At 69.6% G+C, this 16,153-nt stretch carries 16 protein-coding genes, 1 tRNA gene and 3 pseudogenes; 11 read left to right on the top strand and 9 right to left on the bottom strand.

Annotated features, from left to right (window positions below):
* Positions 1-1,016 (bottom strand): acetate/propionate family kinase (locus tag MFF54_RS13355; protein WP_238303412.1); only part of this gene is annotated, 1,016 nt, incomplete at its 3' end.
* Positions 1,017-1,019: 3 nt separating this feature from the next.
* The gene (locus tag MFF54_RS13350) at positions 1,020-2,006 is read right to left on the bottom strand and encodes a phosphate acetyltransferase (RefSeq protein WP_238303411.1); all 987 of its coding nucleotides are present in this window, start codon (positions 2,004-2,006) and stop codon (positions 1,020-1,022) included.
* 657 nt (positions 2,007-2,663) lie between these two features.
* Between MFF54_RS13350 and MFF54_RS13345 the strand changes: the two are divergent.
* Positions 2,664-2,851, top strand: a pseudogene (locus tag MFF54_RS13345) (IS630 family transposase); the annotation flags it as partial.
* Here MFF54_RS13345 and MFF54_RS13340 read toward each other — a convergent pair.
* From MFF54_RS13340 to MFF54_RS13315, 6 genes and pseudogenes are all read right to left on the bottom strand, one after another.
* A pseudogene (locus MFF54_RS13340) lies at positions 2,844-3,017 on the bottom strand (IS3 family transposase); the annotation flags it as partial. The pseudogenes MFF54_RS13345 and MFF54_RS13340 overlap by 8 nt on opposite strands.
* Positions 3,018-3,329: 312 nt before the next feature.
* Positions 3,330-3,419 (bottom strand) — tRNA-Ser (locus MFF54_RS13335).
* Positions 3,420-3,693: 274 nt separating this feature from the next.
* Positions 3,694-4,185, bottom strand: a complete 492-nt coding sequence (locus MFF54_RS13330; protein WP_238303410.1) for a DUF2243 domain-containing protein — start codon at positions 4,183-4,185, stop codon at positions 3,694-3,696.
* Positions 4,186-4,188: 3 nt separating this feature from the next.
* Positions 4,189-4,416: a hypothetical protein gene (locus MFF54_RS13325; protein ID WP_238303409.1), complete on the bottom strand. Its 228-nt coding sequence runs from the start codon at positions 4,414-4,416 to the stop codon at positions 4,189-4,191.
* A complete protein-coding gene (locus MFF54_RS13320) occupies positions 4,413-4,598 on the bottom strand; it encodes a hypothetical protein (RefSeq protein ID WP_238303408.1) in 186 nt (61 codons plus the stop codon). Before MFF54_RS13320 ends, MFF54_RS13325 begins: the two co-directional genes overlap by 4 nt.
* A gap of 34 nt (positions 4,599-4,632) precedes the next feature.
* A complete protein-coding gene (locus MFF54_RS13315; protein ID WP_238303407.1) occupies positions 4,633-4,938 on the bottom strand; it encodes a hypothetical protein in 306 nt (101 codons plus the stop codon).
* 325 nt (positions 4,939-5,263) lie between these two features.
* Here MFF54_RS13315 and MFF54_RS13310 point away from each other — a divergent pair, with 325 nt between their 5' ends.
* The 6 genes and pseudogenes from MFF54_RS13310 (at position 5,264) to MFF54_RS13285 (ending at position 10,656) form a co-directional block, all read left to right on the top strand.
* A complete protein-coding gene (locus MFF54_RS13310; protein WP_238303406.1) occupies positions 5,264-5,611 on the top strand; it encodes a hypothetical protein in 348 nt (115 codons plus the stop codon).
* Between the two features lie 53 nt (positions 5,612-5,664).
* Positions 5,665-6,063 (top strand): annotated as a pseudogene (locus MFF54_RS27795) (hemerythrin domain-containing protein); the annotation flags it as partial.
* Positions 6,064-6,840: 777 nt separating this feature from the next.
* Positions 6,841-7,842, top strand: coding sequence for a sulfate ABC transporter substrate-binding protein (locus MFF54_RS13300; protein ID WP_238303414.1), 1,002 nt, complete (start codon positions 6,841-6,843; stop codon positions 7,840-7,842).
* 7 nt (positions 7,843-7,849) lie between these two features.
* On the top strand, positions 7,850-8,722 hold the full coding sequence (gene cysT / locus MFF54_RS13295) for a sulfate ABC transporter permease subunit CysT (RefSeq protein ID WP_238303404.1): 873 nt from the start codon (positions 7,850-7,852) through the stop codon (positions 8,720-8,722).
* Positions 8,715-9,608: a sulfate ABC transporter permease subunit CysW gene (cysW, locus tag MFF54_RS13290; RefSeq protein WP_238303403.1), complete on the top strand. Its 894-nt coding sequence runs from the start codon at positions 8,715-8,717 to the stop codon at positions 9,606-9,608. Before cysT ends, cysW begins: the two co-directional genes overlap by 8 nt.
* Positions 9,595-10,656 (top strand): sulfate/molybdate ABC transporter ATP-binding protein, encoded by a 1,062-nt coding sequence (locus MFF54_RS13285; RefSeq protein ID WP_283206280.1) that lies wholly within the window; start codon positions 9,595-9,597, stop codon positions 10,654-10,656. Before cysW ends, MFF54_RS13285 begins: the two co-directional genes overlap by 14 nt.
* 49 nt (positions 10,657-10,705) lie before the next feature.
* Here MFF54_RS13285 and speB read toward each other — a convergent pair whose 3' ends face one another.
* The gene (speB, locus tag MFF54_RS13280) at positions 10,706-11,710 is read right to left on the bottom strand and encodes an agmatinase (protein ID WP_238303402.1); all 1,005 of its coding nucleotides are present in this window, start codon (positions 11,708-11,710) and stop codon (positions 10,706-10,708) included.
* A 246-nt stretch (positions 11,711-11,956) separates the two neighbouring features.
* Between speB and rpsT the strand changes: the two genes are divergently transcribed.
* From rpsT to MFF54_RS13260, 4 genes are all read left to right on the top strand, one after another.
* Positions 11,957-12,238: a 30S ribosomal protein S20 gene (gene rpsT / locus MFF54_RS13275; RefSeq protein ID WP_109953892.1), complete on the top strand. Its 282-nt coding sequence runs from the start codon at positions 11,957-11,959 to the stop codon at positions 12,236-12,238.
* 583 nt (positions 12,239-12,821) lie between these two features.
* Positions 12,822-14,315, top strand: a complete 1,494-nt coding sequence (gene dnaA / locus MFF54_RS13270; protein WP_238303401.1) for a chromosomal replication initiator protein DnaA — start codon at positions 12,822-12,824, stop codon at positions 14,313-14,315.
* Between the two features lie 186 nt (positions 14,316-14,501).
* A complete protein-coding gene (gene dnaN / locus MFF54_RS13265; protein WP_238303400.1) occupies positions 14,502-15,623 on the top strand; it encodes a DNA polymerase III subunit beta in 1,122 nt (373 codons plus the stop codon).
* A gap of 108 nt (positions 15,624-15,731) precedes the next feature.
* Entirely contained in the window at positions 15,732-16,076 is a 345-nt protein-coding gene (locus tag MFF54_RS13260; RefSeq protein WP_238303399.1) for a hypothetical protein, read from the top strand.
* Positions 16,077-16,153: the final 77 nt, after the last annotated feature.

Below are 16,153 nucleotides of genomic sequence, written 5' to 3'. Positions count from 1 at the left end.
ATGCCGCCGGTGAAGACGATGGCGTCGATCCCGCCCAGCGCCGCGACCATCGAACCGATCTCGCGCCCGATGCGATAGATGAAGAGATCGATCGCCATCCGGGCATCCGGGTCCGCGCCTGCCCGGGCGCGCAGTGCGCGCATGTCGTTCGACACGCCGGAGATGCCGAGCAGGCCCGAGCGGGTGTAGAGCAGGCGCTCGGCCGCATCCGGGGTGAGCCCCATCTCCCGCAGCATGTAGAAGACGACACCGGCATCGAGGCTGCCGCAGCGCGTGCCCATCGGCAGACCGTCGAGCGCCGAGAATCCCATCGTCGTCGCGACGCTGCGGCCCGCCCGGAGGGCGCATAGGCTCGCGCCGTTGCCGAGATGGGCGGCTACCACGCGGCCCGCGGCGAGTTCGGACGCGTAGTCGCCGAGGATCGAGGCGATGTAGGCGTAGGAGAGGCCGTGGAAGCCGTAGCGGCGAACGCCCTGCTCCGTCATCTCACGCGGGACAGCGAAGAGCTGCGCGATCTCCGGCTGCGCGTGGTGGAAGGCGGTGTCGAAGCAGGCGACCTGCGGCAGGTCGGGGAATTGCCGGCGGACGATGCGGATCGGCTCCAGGTTGTGCGGCTGGTGCAGCGGTGCCAGCGGCACTAGGCGATCCAGGGCGTCGAGCACCGCGTCGTCCACGCGCACCGGCGCCGTGTGGGCGCGCCCCCCGTGCACCACGCGGTGCCCCACGGCGGCGAGCCGGTATCCGCCGCGGTGGCCGCGCAACCACTCGGCCACGGCGAGCAGTGCGTCCTCATGCCCGTAGCGCCCGCGCCGCGCCGCCGGGCTATCTTCCGCGACGATCAGGCCGTCGCGGTCCCGGATCACCAGGTGCGGGCTTCCGCCCAGGCCCTCGAACAGCCCGCGGAAGACCCGGCGCGGTCGGTCCTCATCGGGCGCAGGCCCCTCCTCGCAGGCTTCGAACACTTGGAACTTCAGGCTCGACGAGCCGGCGTTGAGGACGAGCAGGGCCGCACGCATCGCCTAGACGTCCGGCAAGGCGCGCGCCGCGCGCCGGGATGCGGCGTACAGAGAGGCGATCGCGCAGGAGGCGAGGCGGGTGAGACGCGAATCGGCGCGGCTCGTCAGGATGATCGGCACCCGGGCGCCGAGCACGATGCCGGCCGCGTCGGCACCCGCCAGGAAGGTCAGACTCTTGGCCAGCACGTTGCCGGCCTCAAGATCGGGGACCACGAGCACGTCGGCGCGGCCGGCCACCGGCGACTGAATATTCTTGATGCGCGCCGCGCCGAGATCGATCGCGTTGTCGAGGGCGAGCGGCCCGTCCAGGAGGGCGCCCGTGATCTGGCCGCGATCGGCCATCTTGCACAGGGCCGCGGCATCGAGGGTGGAGGGAACCTTCGGGTTCACCGTCTCCATCGCCGACACGATCGCGACCCGGATCGGTCTGAGACCGAGGGCCTCGGCGAGCTCAATTGCGTTCTGAACAATGTCGCGCTTCTCGTCCAGGCTCGGCGCGATGTTGATGGCGGCGTCGGTGATGATGAGCGGCGTGGCGTGGCCCGGAACGTCCATCACGAAGCAGTGGCTGAGACGGCGCGCGGTGCGCAGGCCGCCCGCGCGTCGTACCACCGGCGCCATCAGTTCGTCCGTGTGCAGGCTGCCCTTCATCAGCGCCTCGGCCTCGCCGGCCTGGACCTGGGCGACGGCCTGCTCGCCGGCCGCGTGGCTGTGCGGGGTATCGATGACTCGTAGCCCGGCGATGTCGGCCTTCAGGGCAGCCGCGACGGCGACAATCCTGGCCCGAGGCCCGAGGAGCACCGGCTCGACGAGCCCGAGGGCGGCGGCCTCAAGCACGGCTCCGAGCGCGCTCTCGTCGCAGGGATGGACCACCGCGACCTGCAGAGGCGGCTGCGCACGCGCACGCGCGATCAGGCGGTCGTATTTTTCGTGCCGGAGCGGCTCTGCCGCGGCTGTGACCGGGGGCTGTTCGATCGCCGTATTCGCCACGGAGCCTTCTCCTGTTGAGGCAGGGGTCCGAGCAGCGCCAAGGGCACTCGCGGAGCCGCGCGACCGGGCGAGGCGCGGGTGCCGCCGAAGGCGCTCGCCGCAGCAGAGTCGGAGGACGCTGCCGGGGTTATTGTCAGGGGGTCCGATGCGGCCCGCTTGATCGGACAGGACAACCGCACCTATCTCCCGATCCGTGCGCCACGTGGACGACGACATTCGTTCGTCGTCCGAGCGCCATCTGTTCTGAGTGACACGGATTGTCCGTGCACGCGCTCAGTAACGCCGTTCGATTCCCCGATCGTGTCGATCCATGCACCGTTCCTGACGATTCACTTGTCGATCCATCCGTCGTTCGTGGCGGTTCACCCTCCGCTCATGTCAGCGTTCCATGCACGGGGTCTGCGTTCTGATGATGAGAGCGCCCGCGGATCTCGACGTCCCGAGAGCGTGATCAGGCATATTGACGACACCAGCGCTGGCGCCGGACCCGGAATAGAGAGGCAGCACTCCGGGCATGAATAAGCCGGCACAATTCAATGATGTCATAGATAACGTCCATCACAGCTTTCAGCAAAACCAGCACCCTCAATCTTGCAGTTCTTGTTTGCGCCGCTTGATTGGATGGGTCGGTCCGGCGACTCCACTCTGCTCGCGCGTCATTGGAAGTGCGCAGCCTTCGTGGCGGGGCGACGCTTGCGCAGGCTCGCCGCACCGTTCGTGCAGGAGGGGCCGATCGAGCGTGATGCCTTCCAGGCCTCGTCGAACGGGTGCTTGTGTTCGAACTCAGACCCGGCGACATCGTCGTGATGGACAATCTCGGCAGCCATAACGGCCTGGCCGTGCGCGGTCATCGAAGCTGTAGGCATCGTCGGTCGGCTTGCCTGGCCCGGAGACGTTTATCTCGTTTCTACTCAGGTCAGCCCACTGGACAAGCATACGCCCGGCAAACTCCGCTCCATCATCGCTCCGCAGACTTTTGAGCCGCTTCCGCAACCGGACCAGGGCGTCCAAGCGTCCTCTGTTAGGCGTTCACGTCGCTGTCGCTGAAGAAAGAGCTCGAGTGCAGCGACGACTCGCGCTTCGTCGGAATCCCGACGGTCTTCGGCTCGCTTCACATCGCCTCGGCCTGCCCGGCGAGGCCTGCATGGCGCAGGTGCGCCCCCGAAGACGAACAGTGTCCGGGGCTCAGACCGGAGCATACCGCGGGTGATGGGGCGCACGAAGCGGATGGCACGGCGCACCTCCGGCAACTTGCACGATGGTTGGGTATCTTGTGGGGTGACGCACCGCGCACGCCGAATCCCCTAAAGGAACGAGACCGGCTGGCGGAAGGGGTGGGATTCGAACCCACGGTGGAGTTGCCCCCACGGCGGTTTTCAAGACCGCTGCCTTAAACCGCTCGGCCACCCTTCCACGGGCGCGAAGCCCCGTCGGCGTGCTTCGCGCGGCGAGCCTGTCGTGTCTAGGGTGTTCGTGCGCGCAGCGTCAACCGGGCGATGTCAACCGAGGCTGCCGCAGAATGGTCAGCAACGCAGCCGCAGCAATCCGTCCAGCGGCAGTTCCGGCTGGATCAAGAGGAGGCGCCACGCCGGGTACGTCGCAAGCACGAGACCGAGGAGCAGCATCAGCCACGCGAGTGCCGGCAGACGGGTTCGAGCCCATCGTCCGTCCGAAGGCACGGGCCTCGTCATCGGCCAGAGGCCGGCCGACCGGGCCGGACGATCAGCCACGCGCCGGCGGCGATCATCGCGAGACCCCAGCCGAGGAAACCGAGATCCCAGATGAACCAGTGCTCCCGCGGAGCCAGTTCGTTGACGTGATGCACGCCGAGGATCTGGTGATCGACGAGGCCCTCGACGAGATTGAACCCGCCCCACCCGGTGAGGACCGCCCCCACGAAGCGCGAGGTCGACCACGTGACGTGCGGCCGGCGCGCCGCGCCCCAGAAAAGGAACAGGCCGAGCACGACGAACACGTAGGTGCCCGAATGGAAGAGGCCATCCCAGAGCGTATTCAGCCGAATGTTGTCGATCGAATCGGCGGGATACCAGCTGCTCAGCATGTGGTGCCATTGCAGCACTTGATGCAGCACGATCCCGTCGAAGAACCCGCCGAGCCCCAGGCCGAACAGGATTCCGGCACCGAGCGGGAACGAGATCGGCCGCGCCCGCTCGGCCACAGCTCAGTGCGACCGGTCGGAGCGGTCCGGGGCGTGACCCTGGCCGCTGTGCCGGTGGTGCCGGTCGCGTTCGCCTCCGCCGCCCGAGACGTGCGAGCGCGTGTCGTTCGTCGGAGAGCCCGGCGTGGGGCCGGAGCGCTGCTCGGCGCGAGGTTTCGAGGCGTCCTGATGGCTGCTGCCCGGGCCGCCATGGTGGCGGTCGGCCGCCGGATTCTTGCTCGATGTGCTCATCGGTCCTGCTGATATCCCTGGTGGGTGGTGTTGACCTTCGAATTTCCCGCCTGCCCGACCTTGTCGGGGTCGCGCGCTTGACCGGAGCCCTTCGGACCGGTCTCGGTCGGCGCCGCTGTGGCGCTGCCAGGGCCCTTGTCCGAGCGGTTTGCCGGAGGCACGGGAGGTGGCTTCGTGGTCATCGGATCTCCGCTGGTTTCGAGGTGGAGGACGCGCTCAGCGCCGGGTGCTGGGATTGCTGATGCGGTCGAGATTCTCCGGCGGGGTCTCGGCCTCGGTCGCCTCGACCAAGGCGATGCTGCCGCCGCTCGTGGCATCGAGCCGCTGGAAGCCGGACGCGGTGCGGGCGGTCTCGGCCTGCCAGTCCGGACTCTCCGCCATCTCCTGCTGCAGGCGCGCCGGACGGGCGACGTCGCGTGCCTCGTCCTGGCCAAGATCCTGACCATTGCGGTCGGCATAAGCGTCGAAGCTGCGCAGCGAGTCATGCGGCTCGGCCGCGTCGGGCCGCGTCTTCGGGTCCATGGCGGTACTCCCTGATGCCTCTCGGCGCGGCCCGTGCCGGGGACGCAGCCGTTCGAGGAGGCAACGCCGACCCGAGGACCTGGTTCATCGCGGAGACGAACGTTTCCGCAAGATCAGATCGGCGCAAGTGCGAAGACCAACCAGAGTTGATCCATGATGAGGTCCGGCAACATGGGTCGACCGCCATCCCCGATCCAGGCGAATTGTTCCGAAATGATGGACAGATAAATTCGCAATCGCCCCGCTTGCTCTGCCGCGTCGCGCGGCCATCTTCGTTCGCCTGACGCCTGCCGGTCAGGCGGCGGAGCGAAGACGGAGGATGATCATGGCGAACGCCAGCAAGAACAGCATCGGCCCGGGCGCGCAGGGCAAGCAGTCCGGCACCGGTGCGATGACCGATCTGCCGGAGGGGATCCTCCCCGAGAACATGGTGCTGAGCAACCGCGACAAGAGCCGGCACACCGACGAGCGGGGCCTCGACAGCAAGCACGTGCAGACCGAGCAGTACCAGGACCATGCCGGCAACCGCCTGGACGCGCGCGGGGCCGAGGGGGCCGAAGGCGCGGACGAGCGCGCGGCCGGAGGACGAGAAGGCAACACCAGCGGGCTGGCCAACCCGATGACCGATCTCTCCGGCGACGAGAGCAGCCTGAAGCGGCGCCAGCAGGGCTAAGTCCTGCCACGGTACGCGGCCGGCGTGGAACAAACGGCCGCACCGATCGCCTAATGAGGACGACAGGAGCGGCGGATCCGAACAGGAAGCCGGGCCGCCCGGAAGGACACGACCGTATGGACATCTGGCAGCGCATCGAGAACGACCACGCGAACATCGCGCAGTTGATCCACGAGACGCCGAACGCCCTGAACGGATCTGGGGTCGTGCGCAGCCGAGAGCGCCTGCTCGGCGACCTGATCGACGAGCTCGACCGGCATGGCGCGGCGCTCGCCGCCAGCCTCTACCCGCCGCTGCGGCGGGAGCCCCGCACGGCGCGGCTCGTGGACGAGCTCGCTCACGAGCAGGCTGCCTTCATGCGCGACCTCCGGGCGCTCGCGCGGCGCGGCGGCGGGGCGGGCTGGCTCAACCGCTTCGAGGACGTGACCTACGCGGTCGACCAGTGCCTGCACCGCCACGTGCACGAGCTGGTGCCCGCGGCGCGCGAGCAGCTCTCCGGCGACGGTGCGGAGCGGGCCGGCCACGCCTATGTTCGAGCCAAGATCGAGGCCCTTCGTGGGCGAGGCAACCCGTTGCCGGGTGTCGGCTTCGTCGGCGGCACCGCCGCGGCCGGGGCAGCAGTCGCCGCGGTCGCTGGACTCGTCCTGCTGGCCTGGCGCCTCGCTTCGCGGCCGCGCCCGACGGCGGACGGCACATCGAACCGTCGCTCCGAGCGGTCGTTCGGCGGAGCGTCCGGCCGCTCTGGCATCGGCCGCGGGCAGCCGCTCTCCGACCGGGCGGCGGATGCGGCCCCGGGCGAGCGGCGCGACGGCGAGGATCTGCGCGCGCGCCAGGAACGGCTGCTCGACGAGTCGCTCGAGGAAACCTTCCCGGCGAGCGATCCGATCACACCGAAGCGGATCACCCGCTAGGCGGCAGGCGTCGCGAGGGCACGACGTTCTTTCTACAGGACAGACGATGGGGATAAGTTTTATCCCCTCGCGTCGGTACAGGGGGAGTTTTTTTCTCGCAGCGCTGCGTTTCACACCGGACGCACCCTGAACGAGCGCGGAAAGCGAACCGCGACAGCGCGGATTGTCCGCTGCGTTCTTGGGGCGGGCGGCTTGACTTCGTTCTGTAAAAAGAACACGTGATGGACCTCTGCTGCGGCGACGCTCCGACGCGCCGGCTTTCTGGAGGCCACCGTGACCAATCTGCGCGTCCCCCGTTCCGTCGCGACCGCACGCCGGATGCGCCGCCTCGTCTGCACGCTGGCGTTCACTACCCTGCTGCCCGCCGGTGCGCTGGCGCAGACCGAACTCCTCAACGTGTCGTACGACCCGACGCGCGAACTCTACCGCGACGTCAACGCGGCCTTCGCCGAGGAGTGGAGGGCCAAGACCGGCGAGACGATCACCGTGCGCGCCTCGCACGGCGGCTCGGGCTCTCAGGCCCGCACTGTGATCGACGGCGTGCCGGCCGACGTGGTGACGCTCGGCATCCCTTCCGACATCGACGCGATTGCCAGGATCTCGAAGAAGATCAATCCTGACTGGCGCACCAAGCTCCCGAACGAGGGCCTGCCCTACACCTCGACGGTGGTCTTCCTCGTCCGCAAGGGCAACCCGAAGGCGGTGAAGGACTGGTCGGACCTCGCGAAGGCCGACGTGAAGGTGATCACCCCGAACCCGAAGACCTCCGCCGGCGGGCGCTGGAACTTCCTGGCGGCCTGGGGCTACGCCTACGACCGGGAGGGCAAGGATACGGAGAAGGCCAACGCCTTCGTGGGCCAGCTCTACAAGAACGTGCCGGTGCTCGATACGGGCGCGCGCGGCTCCACCGTCACCTTCGCCCAGAGGGGGCTCGGCGACGTGCTGCCGACCTGGGAGAACGAGGCCTTCCTGGTGCTGCAGGAGTTCGGCGCCGACAAGTTCGACATCGTGGTGCCGCCGACCTCGATCTACGCCGAGCCGCCGGTCGCGCTCGTGGACGCCAACGTCGATGCCAAGGGCACCCGCAAGCAGGCGGAGGCCTACCTGCAGTTCCTCTACAGCGACAAGGCGCAGGCGATCTTCGCTAAGCACCGCTATCGCCCGCTCAAGCGCGAGGCCGCCGACCCGAAGGACCTCGCCTTCCTCCCCGAGGTGAAGCTGTTCAAGATTGAGGACATCCAGGGCAACTGGGACGACATCCAGAAGCGGAACTTCGACAACGGCGGCCTGTTCGATCAGCTCAGCAAGGCCGGCCGCTGATCCCGTCATGACCGTATCGACCAAGCCCCGCTGGCGGGCCAAGCCCCGCTGGCGCTTCCGCCAGCCCAGCGTGCTCCCGGGTTTCGGGATCACTTTCGGCTACACCATCCTGTGCCTCTCCCTGGTGGTGCTGATCCCGCTCGGCGCCCTGGTGGTGCGCTCTTCCAGGCTCGGCCTCTCGGGGATCTGGGAGGTCGCTTCCGACCCGCGGGTGGCGAGCGCGCTGAAGATCAGCTTCGGCGTCTCGCTTCTCGCCGCGCTCACGGCCTCCGTCTTCGGCTTCCTGGTGGCCTGGGTGCTGACCCGCTACCGCTTCCCTGGCCGCCGGATCGTGGACGCGGTGGTGGACCTGCCCTTCGCCCTGCCCACCGCCGTGGCGGGCATCGCGCTCGCGCAGGTCTACGCACCGAACGGCATCGTGGGCGCCCAGTTGGAGAAGATCGGCATCAAGGCGGCCTACACGCCTCTCGGCATCTTCATCGCCATGGTGTTCATCGGCCTTCCCTTCGCCGTGCGCACCGTGCAGCCGCTGATCGCGGAGATCGACAAGGAGGTCGAGGAAGCCTCAGCCACGCTCGGCGCCAGCCGCCGGGCGACGCTCTGGAAGGTAGTGCTGCCGCCGCTGATCCCCGCGGTGCTGACCGGCTTCGCGCTCGCCTTCGCCCGCGGCGTCGGCGAGTACGGCTCGATCATCTTCATCGCCGGCAACCTTCCCTACGTCTCCGAGATCGCCCCGCTGCTCATCGTGATCAAGCTCTCGGAATACGACTACGCGGGCGCCGCCGCGATCGCCACGATCATGCTCGGCATCTCGTTCCTGACGCTGCTCGCCATCAACCTGATCCAGGCGTGGAGCCGCCGGAGGTTCGGATATGTCTGAGACCGCCGCCGCGACCTTCGCGGCCGCCCCCGCGAAACCCGACACGCCGCGCAGCGCCGTCACCGAGGGCCGCGCGGTGCGCTGGACCCTGACCGCGATCGCGATCGTGTTCCTGGCGCTCTTCCTCGTGCTGCCACTGGCGACGGTCTTCGTCCAGGCCCTGTCGAAGGGCTTCGAGACCTACATCGCCACATTCCGCGAGCCCGATGCGCTCTCGGCCGTGCGGCTCACCCTGATCGTGGCGGCCATCGCCGTGCCGTTCAACCTCGTCTTCGGCATCGCGGCCTCCTGGGCGATCGCCAAGTTCGAGTTCGCGGGAAAGAGCCTGCTCGTCACGCTGATTGACCTGCCCTTCTCGGTCTCTCCGGTGGTCTCGGGTCTGATCTACGTGCTGGTCTTCAGCGCGCAGGGCGTGTTCGGCGCCTTCTTCGTGCAGCACGGGATCCAGATCCTGTTCGCGCTGCCCGGCATCGTGCTGGCGACGATCTTCGTCACCTTCCCGTTCGTGGCGCGCGAGCTGATCCCCTTGATGCAGGAGCAGGGCACCGCCGAGGAGGAGGCCGCGCTGACGCTCGGCGCCTCCGGCCTATGGGCCTTCCTCACCGTCACGCTCCCCAACATCCGCTGGGGGCTCCTGTACAGCGTCCTCCTCTGCAATGCCCGGGCGATGGGCGAGTTCGGCGCGGTCTCGGTCGTGTCGGGCCACATCCGCGGCCTCACCAACACGATCCCGCTCCACGTGGAGATCCTCTACAATGAGTACAACTTCGTCGCGGCCTTCGCCGTCGCCTCTCTCCTCGCCGGCCTCGCTCTTGTCACGCTCCTCATCAAATCCATCCTCGAGTGGCGCTACGCGGGCGAGCTCGCAGCCGGTGGGCGGCACTAGCGGCCGCCCCTCGACGGCGATCCGCGTCGAGGGCCTGTCGAAGACCTTCGACACGGCCGCGGTGCTGCACGATTTCGATCTCGACGTGCGGGCAGGCGAGCTGCTCGGCCTGCTCGGCCCCTCGGGCTCGGGCAAGACGACCCTGCTGCGCATCATCGCCGGGCTCGACTTCCCCGACCGGGGCCGCGTGCTCTTCGGCGGCGACGACGCCACGGGCCTGCCCGTGCAGAAGCGGGCGGTGGGCTTCGTCTTCCAGCACTACGCCCTGTTCAAGCATATGAGCGTGGCCGACAACATCGCCTACGGGCTGAACGCCCGGAAGCGGGCCGAGCGCCCGGACAAGGCGGAGATCAAGCGTCGGGTCGGCGACCTGCTCGACCTGATCAAGCTCTCGGGCTTTGCCGATCGCTACCCCTCGCAGCTCTCGGGCGGGCAGCGCCAGCGCGTGGCGCTGGCGCGCGCCCTCGCGGTGGAGCCGCGGGTGCTGCTCCTCGACGAGCCCTTCGGCGCGCTCGACGCGCAGGTGCGCAAGGACCTGCGCCGGTGGCTGCGCGAGATCCACGACCGCACCGGCCAGACCACGATCTTCGTCACCCACGACCAGGACGAGGCGCTGGAGCTCTCCGACCGGGTCGCGGTGCTGGACAAGGGCCGGCTGGAGCAGGTCGGCACGCCCGACGAGGTGCAGGACAACCCCGCCTCCGCCACGGTGCTGAAGTTCCTGGGCGACGCCGTCGAGGTCGAGGCGATCGCCGAGGGCGGCCAGGTGCGGGTCGACGGCCGGCCGGTGCCGGGCGTCGTCGCGCCGGCCGGCCTGATCGGTCCGGTGAAGCTCCACGTGCGGCCCTGGCAGTTCCAGCTGACCGACCCCTCCGCGGCGCATCTGCGCGGGACCGTGCGGTCCTCGCACCGCAGCCAGGGGCGGCAACGCATCGAGGTCGAGCACGGACCGGGGCGCCCGCTGCTGGTCGAGGATTTCGATGGCGAGCGCTACGCGGCCGGCCATCCGGTGGGCCTCAGGATCGTCGGCGGCTACGTCTTCGCCTGAACCACGTCGTGCCCCCTCCCCCTCCGCGGGGGAGGGAGAGCGTTGCGCCCTACCCTTCCCCGGCCCGCCGCGCCGCCACCGCGTCGGCGAGGAGGCACAGGATCTCGAAGGCGAGCTGCCCGCCCGCCAGCGCCGTGACGCCGGACGGATCGAGCGGCGGCGCCACCTCCACCAGATCCGCCCCAACGAGGTTGAGGCCGCGCAACGCCCGCACGAGGTAGAGCGCCTCGCGGGACGTGAAGCCGCCGATCTCCGGCGTGCCGGTGCCCGGCGCGTAGGCCGGGTCCAGCGCGTCGATGTCGAAGCTGAGATAGGCCGGTCCCGCCCCGATGATGGCGCGCGCCTCGGCCACGACCTCCGGCAGACCGCGGGCGATCGCCTCCTCCATCGTGACGATGCGGATGCCCTGCGCGCAGGCCCAGTCGCGCTCGTCCGACACGTCCATGCTGCCCCGGATCCCGATCTGCACGCAGCGGTGCGGGTCGAGCACCCCGTCCTCGACCGCGCGCCGGAAGGGCGTGCCGTGGGTGAGCCGGGTGCCGTCGTACTGCGCGTCGTCCGTATCGCTGTGGGCGTCGATATGGACGAGCCCGAGCGGGCGAGCCTGCCCGAGCGCGCGCAGGATCGGGTAGCTGACCAGATGATCGCCGCCGACCGCGAACGGCACGATGCCCCGGCCGCGCAGGCCCGCGAAGAAGCCCTCGATCCGCCGGCAGGTCTCGACCGCATCGATCGGGTTGACCGGCACGTCGCCGAGATCCGCGCAGGCGGCAAGCGCGTAGGGCGCGATTCCCGTCGCGTGGTTGATCATGCGGGTGCCGGTGGATGCCTCGCGCACGCCTCGGGGCCCGAGCCGGGCGCCCGGCCGGTTCGTGGTCGCGCCGTCGAACGGGATCCCGACGAGCCCGATCTCGACCCCGTCCGCCGAATCGAGCGCCCGCACCGGCAGGCGCATGAAGCTCGCCAGCCCGGCGAATCGCGGTGTCTCCATGCCGGAGGCCGGCCGGAAGCCGGCGATACGCGCGGCGTCGGCCTCGCTGACGCGATGGGGCATGGGGGGTCTCCGCCTGGGCGTTTTCGCTGATAGACCAGCATCATCCGGGCGGAGCCAAGCCGGATCAACCCGTCGGCGCGCCGGCATCCCGCGTTGACGCCCGGGCCCCGCCTGTCTATAGAGCGCGCTCTGCCGGAGCGGAGCGTTCGCGCGCTGCGGCTTCGCTATTGCCCGATAACCTGCACGCGTTGACCGACCCCCGGTACCACCGGCCCGTCGGTATCGCCCGACGAGACGAGGATGCCCATGGCCAACACCACGTCGGCCAAGAAGATGACCCGCAAGATCGCCAAGCGCACGGCGATCAACCGCTCCCGCCGGTCCCGCATGCGGACCTTCATCCGCAAGGTCGAGGAGGCGATCGCCGCCGGCGACTCCGCCGTGGCCGCCGACGTGCTGCGCACCGCGCAGCCGGAGATCATGCGCGCTGCCCAGAAGGGCATCGTTCACAAGAACACCGCCTCCCGCAAGGTCTCGCGCCTCGCGGCCCGCGTGAAGGCCCTCTCGGCGGCCCCTGCCGCCGCCTGAGGCATCCCCGGATCCATCGCGGTCCAGAGATCGAGCCCGGCCCTCGCGCCGGGCTTTTTCGTGCGCGCTATCCGGCCCCCCCTCTGCCGGCAACGCCAGATCCGCTCCGGCCGGATGGCGGATCGCGCCTCGTGCCATCCGAACGCCCGGCGTGCGGCAGAGCGAGGCTCCGGCGCCCCGGCGTGATTGCCGCCACCTCCCGGGCGCTCCCCACACCCTTCGTTTACCCTGTCGGCGATTGCCCAATCGTGGCCCGCGCCGGCTGTGCGCGCCCAGCCCCGGACCCTGCCCGGCCGACGTGAAGGTCCCGCTCGTTGATTCATGAGACGGACCAAGACGATAGAGCCCCTCGACCCGACGCCTTCCGCGCATTCGCCTGCTCTGTCAGCGCTGTCCCCGCAAGTCCCACTGTTAAAACCCGGGTAGGTCTTTGTTGATAGCGTCCGAGCATCGACGAATGTCGGCGGCGGAGGCCTTGACTCTCCCCGTTATCTGCGCCCTGCCCGTATTCGCGGGGCTCCAAGCGTAGTGTTGCGTACGTCCCGCCGGCGGTTCTCCGTCCTCGGGGCGAGGAGAGCGATTGATGCGTGTCGACGGAAACGTTGCAGGCGACGACGGGAACGGCCGGAACGGCGGAAGCGATTCCGAGATCTCGGCCGCCTGGGCCCGGGTGAAGCGCCGCCTGAGGGCGGAACTCGGCGAGGACGTCTACGCGAGCTGGTTCGCCCGGCTCGAGTTGGAAGAGGTCGATGGCGGCACCGCCCGCCTCACCGTGCCGACCCGCTTCCTCAAGAGCTGGATCGAGTCCCACTATCTCGACCGGGTGCTCACCACCTTCCGGGCCGAGGTCGAGACCATCGCCCGCATCGAGGTCGGCGTGCGCGGTACCGGCGCCCCGGCCCGGCCCGTGGCCGCGCCCGGCGCGCCGCGGCCGAGCCCGACGAGCGGCCCGCTCGCCCGCCTCCAGGCCTCGCCCCAGCCGACCCCCGTCACGGTGGCGTCCGTGCCCGAGGCCCGTCCCACGGAGGGCGGCGACCTCAACGGCACGCCGCTGGACACCCGCCTCACCTTCGCGAGCTTCGTTGTCGGCCGCTCGAACGCGCTGGCCCACGCGGCCGCCGAGCGCGTGGCCCGGCACGAGGGCGAGGGCGCGCTCTACAACCCGCTCTATCTCCATGCGGGCGTCGGCCTCGGCAAGACGCACCTGCTGCACGGCATCGGCCACGCCGCCCGCGAATCCGGCCGCCGGGTGATCTACCTGACCGCCGACCGCTTCATGTACGGCTTCGTCAACGCCCTGAAGACCCAGAACGCGCTGGCCTACAAGGAGCGCCTGCGCGGCATCGACCTGCTGATCCTCGACGACGTGCAGTTCATCCAGGGCAAGTCGATCCAGGCCGAGTTCGGCCACACCATCAACGCGCTGATCGATGCCGGCCGGCAGGTCGTCGTCGCCTCCGACCGGCCCCCGACCGAGCTGGAGGCCCTCGACGAGCGCGTGCGCTCGCGGCTCGCCGGCGGCCTCGTGGTCGAGATCGGCACGCTCGACGAGGCCCTGCGCGTCTCGATCCTCACAGCCCGTCTCCAGGCGGTGCGGACCGCCCACCCGACCTTCGAAGTCTCGCCGACGGTCGCCGCCTATGTCGCCCGCGCCATCACGGCGAACGGCCGGGATCTGGAGGGCGCGGTGAACCGGCTGCTGGCGCACGCCACGCTCACCGGGACCGCCGTGACGATGGAGACGGCCGAGACCGCGATCCGCGACCTCGTGAAGAACCGCGAGCCGAAGCGCATCAAGATCGAGGACATCCAGAAGCTGGTGGCCTCGCGCTACAACGTCTCGCGCTCAGACATCCTGTCGGAGCGCCGGACCGCCGCCGTGGTCAAGCCGCGCCAGATCGCCATGTACCTCTCGAAGGTGCTGACGCTGCGCTCGCTGCCCGAAATCGGCCGCCGCTTCGGGGGCCGCGACCACACCACGGTGCTGCACGCCGTGCGCAAGATCGAGAAGCAGATCGGCGAGGACGCGGTGCTCGGCGACGAGGTCGAACTCTTGAAGCGCATGCTGCAGGATTGATGCGGCCTTGATGTGGCGGCCCCGGGACGCGACGCCCGGGGCCAGACCTCTGTGGGTGCGGGGCGCGAGCTTGGCCTTAGGCCGGGCCGCGCCCTTGCCTTCGTACCCACCCTTCGCCAAGCTGACCGACCGATGTTTCAGTGGCGCCGCCGGCCGCGGCGGCGCGTCAGCTTCAGAGTTTGAGCGATGAGAGTCACTGTCGAGCGCGCGGCCCTTCTCAGGTCGCTCGGCCACGTGCACCGCGTCGTCGAGCGGCGCAACACCATCCCGATCCTCTCGAACGTGCTGCTGCGGGCGGAATCCAGCGCACTTCAGCTTCGGGCGACCGACCTCGACATCGAGGTGACCGAGTCCGTGCCTGCCGACGTGGTCGATCCCGGCGCGACCACGGTGCCGGCCCACGTCATCTACGACATCGTCCGCAAGCTGCCCGACGGCGCCCAGGTCTCGCTGGAGACCGGCGGCGAGTCCGGCCAGATGACGATCCGCTCCGGCCGCTCGCGCTTCGCGCTCGGCGCCCTGCCGGAAGGCGACTTCCCCGATCTCGCCGCGGGCGAACTGCCCCACAGCTTCTCGATCCTGGCCACCGACCTGAAGCGGCTGATCGACAAGACCCAGTTCGCGATCTCCACCGAGGAGACGCGCTACTACCTCAACGGCATCTACCTGCACACGATCGAGTCCGAGGGCGCGCTGAAGATGCGGGCGGTCGCCACCGACGGGCATCGCCTCGCCAGGGTCGAGCTCGACGCGCCTCCGGGCAGTCAGGGGATGCCCGGCGTGATCGTGCCCCGCAAGGCGGTCGCCGAGATCCAGAAGCTCGTGGACGATGGCGGCGAGAGCGTCGAGATCGACCTCTCGCCCGCCAAGATCCGCCTGCGCTTCGCGGGCGGCGTCACGCTGATCTCGAAGCTGATCGACGGCACCTTCCCTGACTACCAGCGGGTGATCCCGACGGGCAACAACAAGCGCCTGACGGTGGAGCGTGAGGTCTTCGCCCGCGCGGTCGACCGCGTCTCCACCATTTCCTCGGAGCGCGGACGTGCGGTGAAGCTCGGCCTGTCGGAGGGCCGCCTCGCCCTCTCGGTGAACAACCCGGATTCGGGCAGCGCCACCGAGGAGCTCGACGTCGATTACGACGCCGCCGGCCTCGATATCGGCTTCAACGCCCGCTACCTCCTCGACATCACCAGCCAGCTCGAGGGCGACACCGCCCTGTTCCGCCTCGCCGATCCGGGTTCCCCCACCCTGATTCAGGACCGCGAGGGTGCTCCGGCCCTCTACGTACTGATGCCGATGCGGGTTTGAGCGCGCCCAGGCTCGCGCGGCATCCACTTCGGCCGCGCGCGCTCTAAGTAGGGTCCGCGTGATCGCGCCGCCCGGCGGCGCGGAGCTTCCAAAGAGGGGAACGACGACATGAGGACGATTCTGGCGGCGACGGTCGCGGCCCTGACCCTGATCACCCCGGTGGGCTTCGCCTCCGCCCAGCCCTACGGCTACGGGGACCGCGATTATCGCGACCGCGGGGATTACCGGGATCGCGACTACCGCGACCGCGGGGACTATCGCCGCAGCCGCGACGACGATTACGACCGCCCCTCGCGCGGCAGCCGCGGCAGGGGCGACTACGCCTTCGACGAGCGCGAGTACCTGCGCTGCAACCCGGACGTCCGCCGGGCCATCGTGAACGGCCAGATGGAGTCGGGCCTCGCGCATTACCGCACCTTCGGTCGGCGCGAGGGCCGGCGCCTCAGCTGCTGACGAGAGATCCGACGAAGCCCCGCCGCCGCGCGGCGGGGCCCAACAAGGCCCGAGAGGCCGCGACAGCCCTCACCTGG

The organism is Methylobacterium gregans (assembly GCF_022179245.1).
Classification (GTDB): Bacteria; Pseudomonadota; Alphaproteobacteria; order Rhizobiales; family Beijerinckiaceae; genus Methylobacterium; species Methylobacterium gregans.
The sequence above is the reverse complement of the archived record's forward strand: the minus strand, read 5'-3'. Positions and strand labels throughout refer to the sequence as shown.

Coding starts and splice junctions, on each gene's coding strand:
- MFF54_RS13325 (WP_238303409.1), bottom strand. CDS start 4,416: ATGAGCACATCGAGCAAGAATCCGGCGGCCGACCGCCACCATGGCGGC.
- MFF54_RS13320 (WP_238303408.1), bottom strand. CDS start 4,598: ATGACCACGAAGCCACCTCCCGTGCCTCCGGCAAACCGCTCGGACAAG.
- MFF54_RS13315 (WP_238303407.1), bottom strand. CDS start 4,938: ATGGACCCGAAGACGCGGCCCGACGCGGCCGAGCCGCATGACTCGCTG.
- MFF54_RS13310 (WP_238303406.1), top strand. CDS start 5,264: ATGGCGAACGCCAGCAAGAACAGCATCGGCCCGGGCGCGCAGGGCAAG.
- MFF54_RS13300 (WP_238303414.1), top strand. CDS start 6,841: ATGCGCCGCCTCGTCTGCACGCTGGCGTTCACTACCCTGCTGCCCGCC.
- cysT (WP_238303404.1), top strand. CDS start 7,850: ATGACCGTATCGACCAAGCCCCGCTGGCGGGCCAAGCCCCGCTGGCGC.
- cysW (WP_238303403.1), top strand. CDS start 8,715: ATGTCTGAGACCGCCGCCGCGACCTTCGCGGCCGCCCCCGCGAAACCC.
- speB (WP_238303402.1), bottom strand. CDS start 11,710: ATGCCCCATCGCGTCAGCGAGGCCGACGCCGCGCGTATCGCCGGCTTC.
- rpsT (WP_109953892.1), top strand. CDS start 11,957: ATGGCCAACACCACGTCGGCCAAGAAGATGACCCGCAAGATCGCCAAG.
- dnaA (WP_238303401.1), top strand. CDS start 12,822: ATGCGTGTCGACGGAAACGTTGCAGGCGACGACGGGAACGGCCGGAAC.
- dnaN (WP_238303400.1), top strand. CDS start 14,502: ATGAGAGTCACTGTCGAGCGCGCGGCCCTTCTCAGGTCGCTCGGCCAC.
- MFF54_RS13260 (WP_238303399.1), top strand. CDS start 15,732: ATGAGGACGATTCTGGCGGCGACGGTCGCGGCCCTGACCCTGATCACC.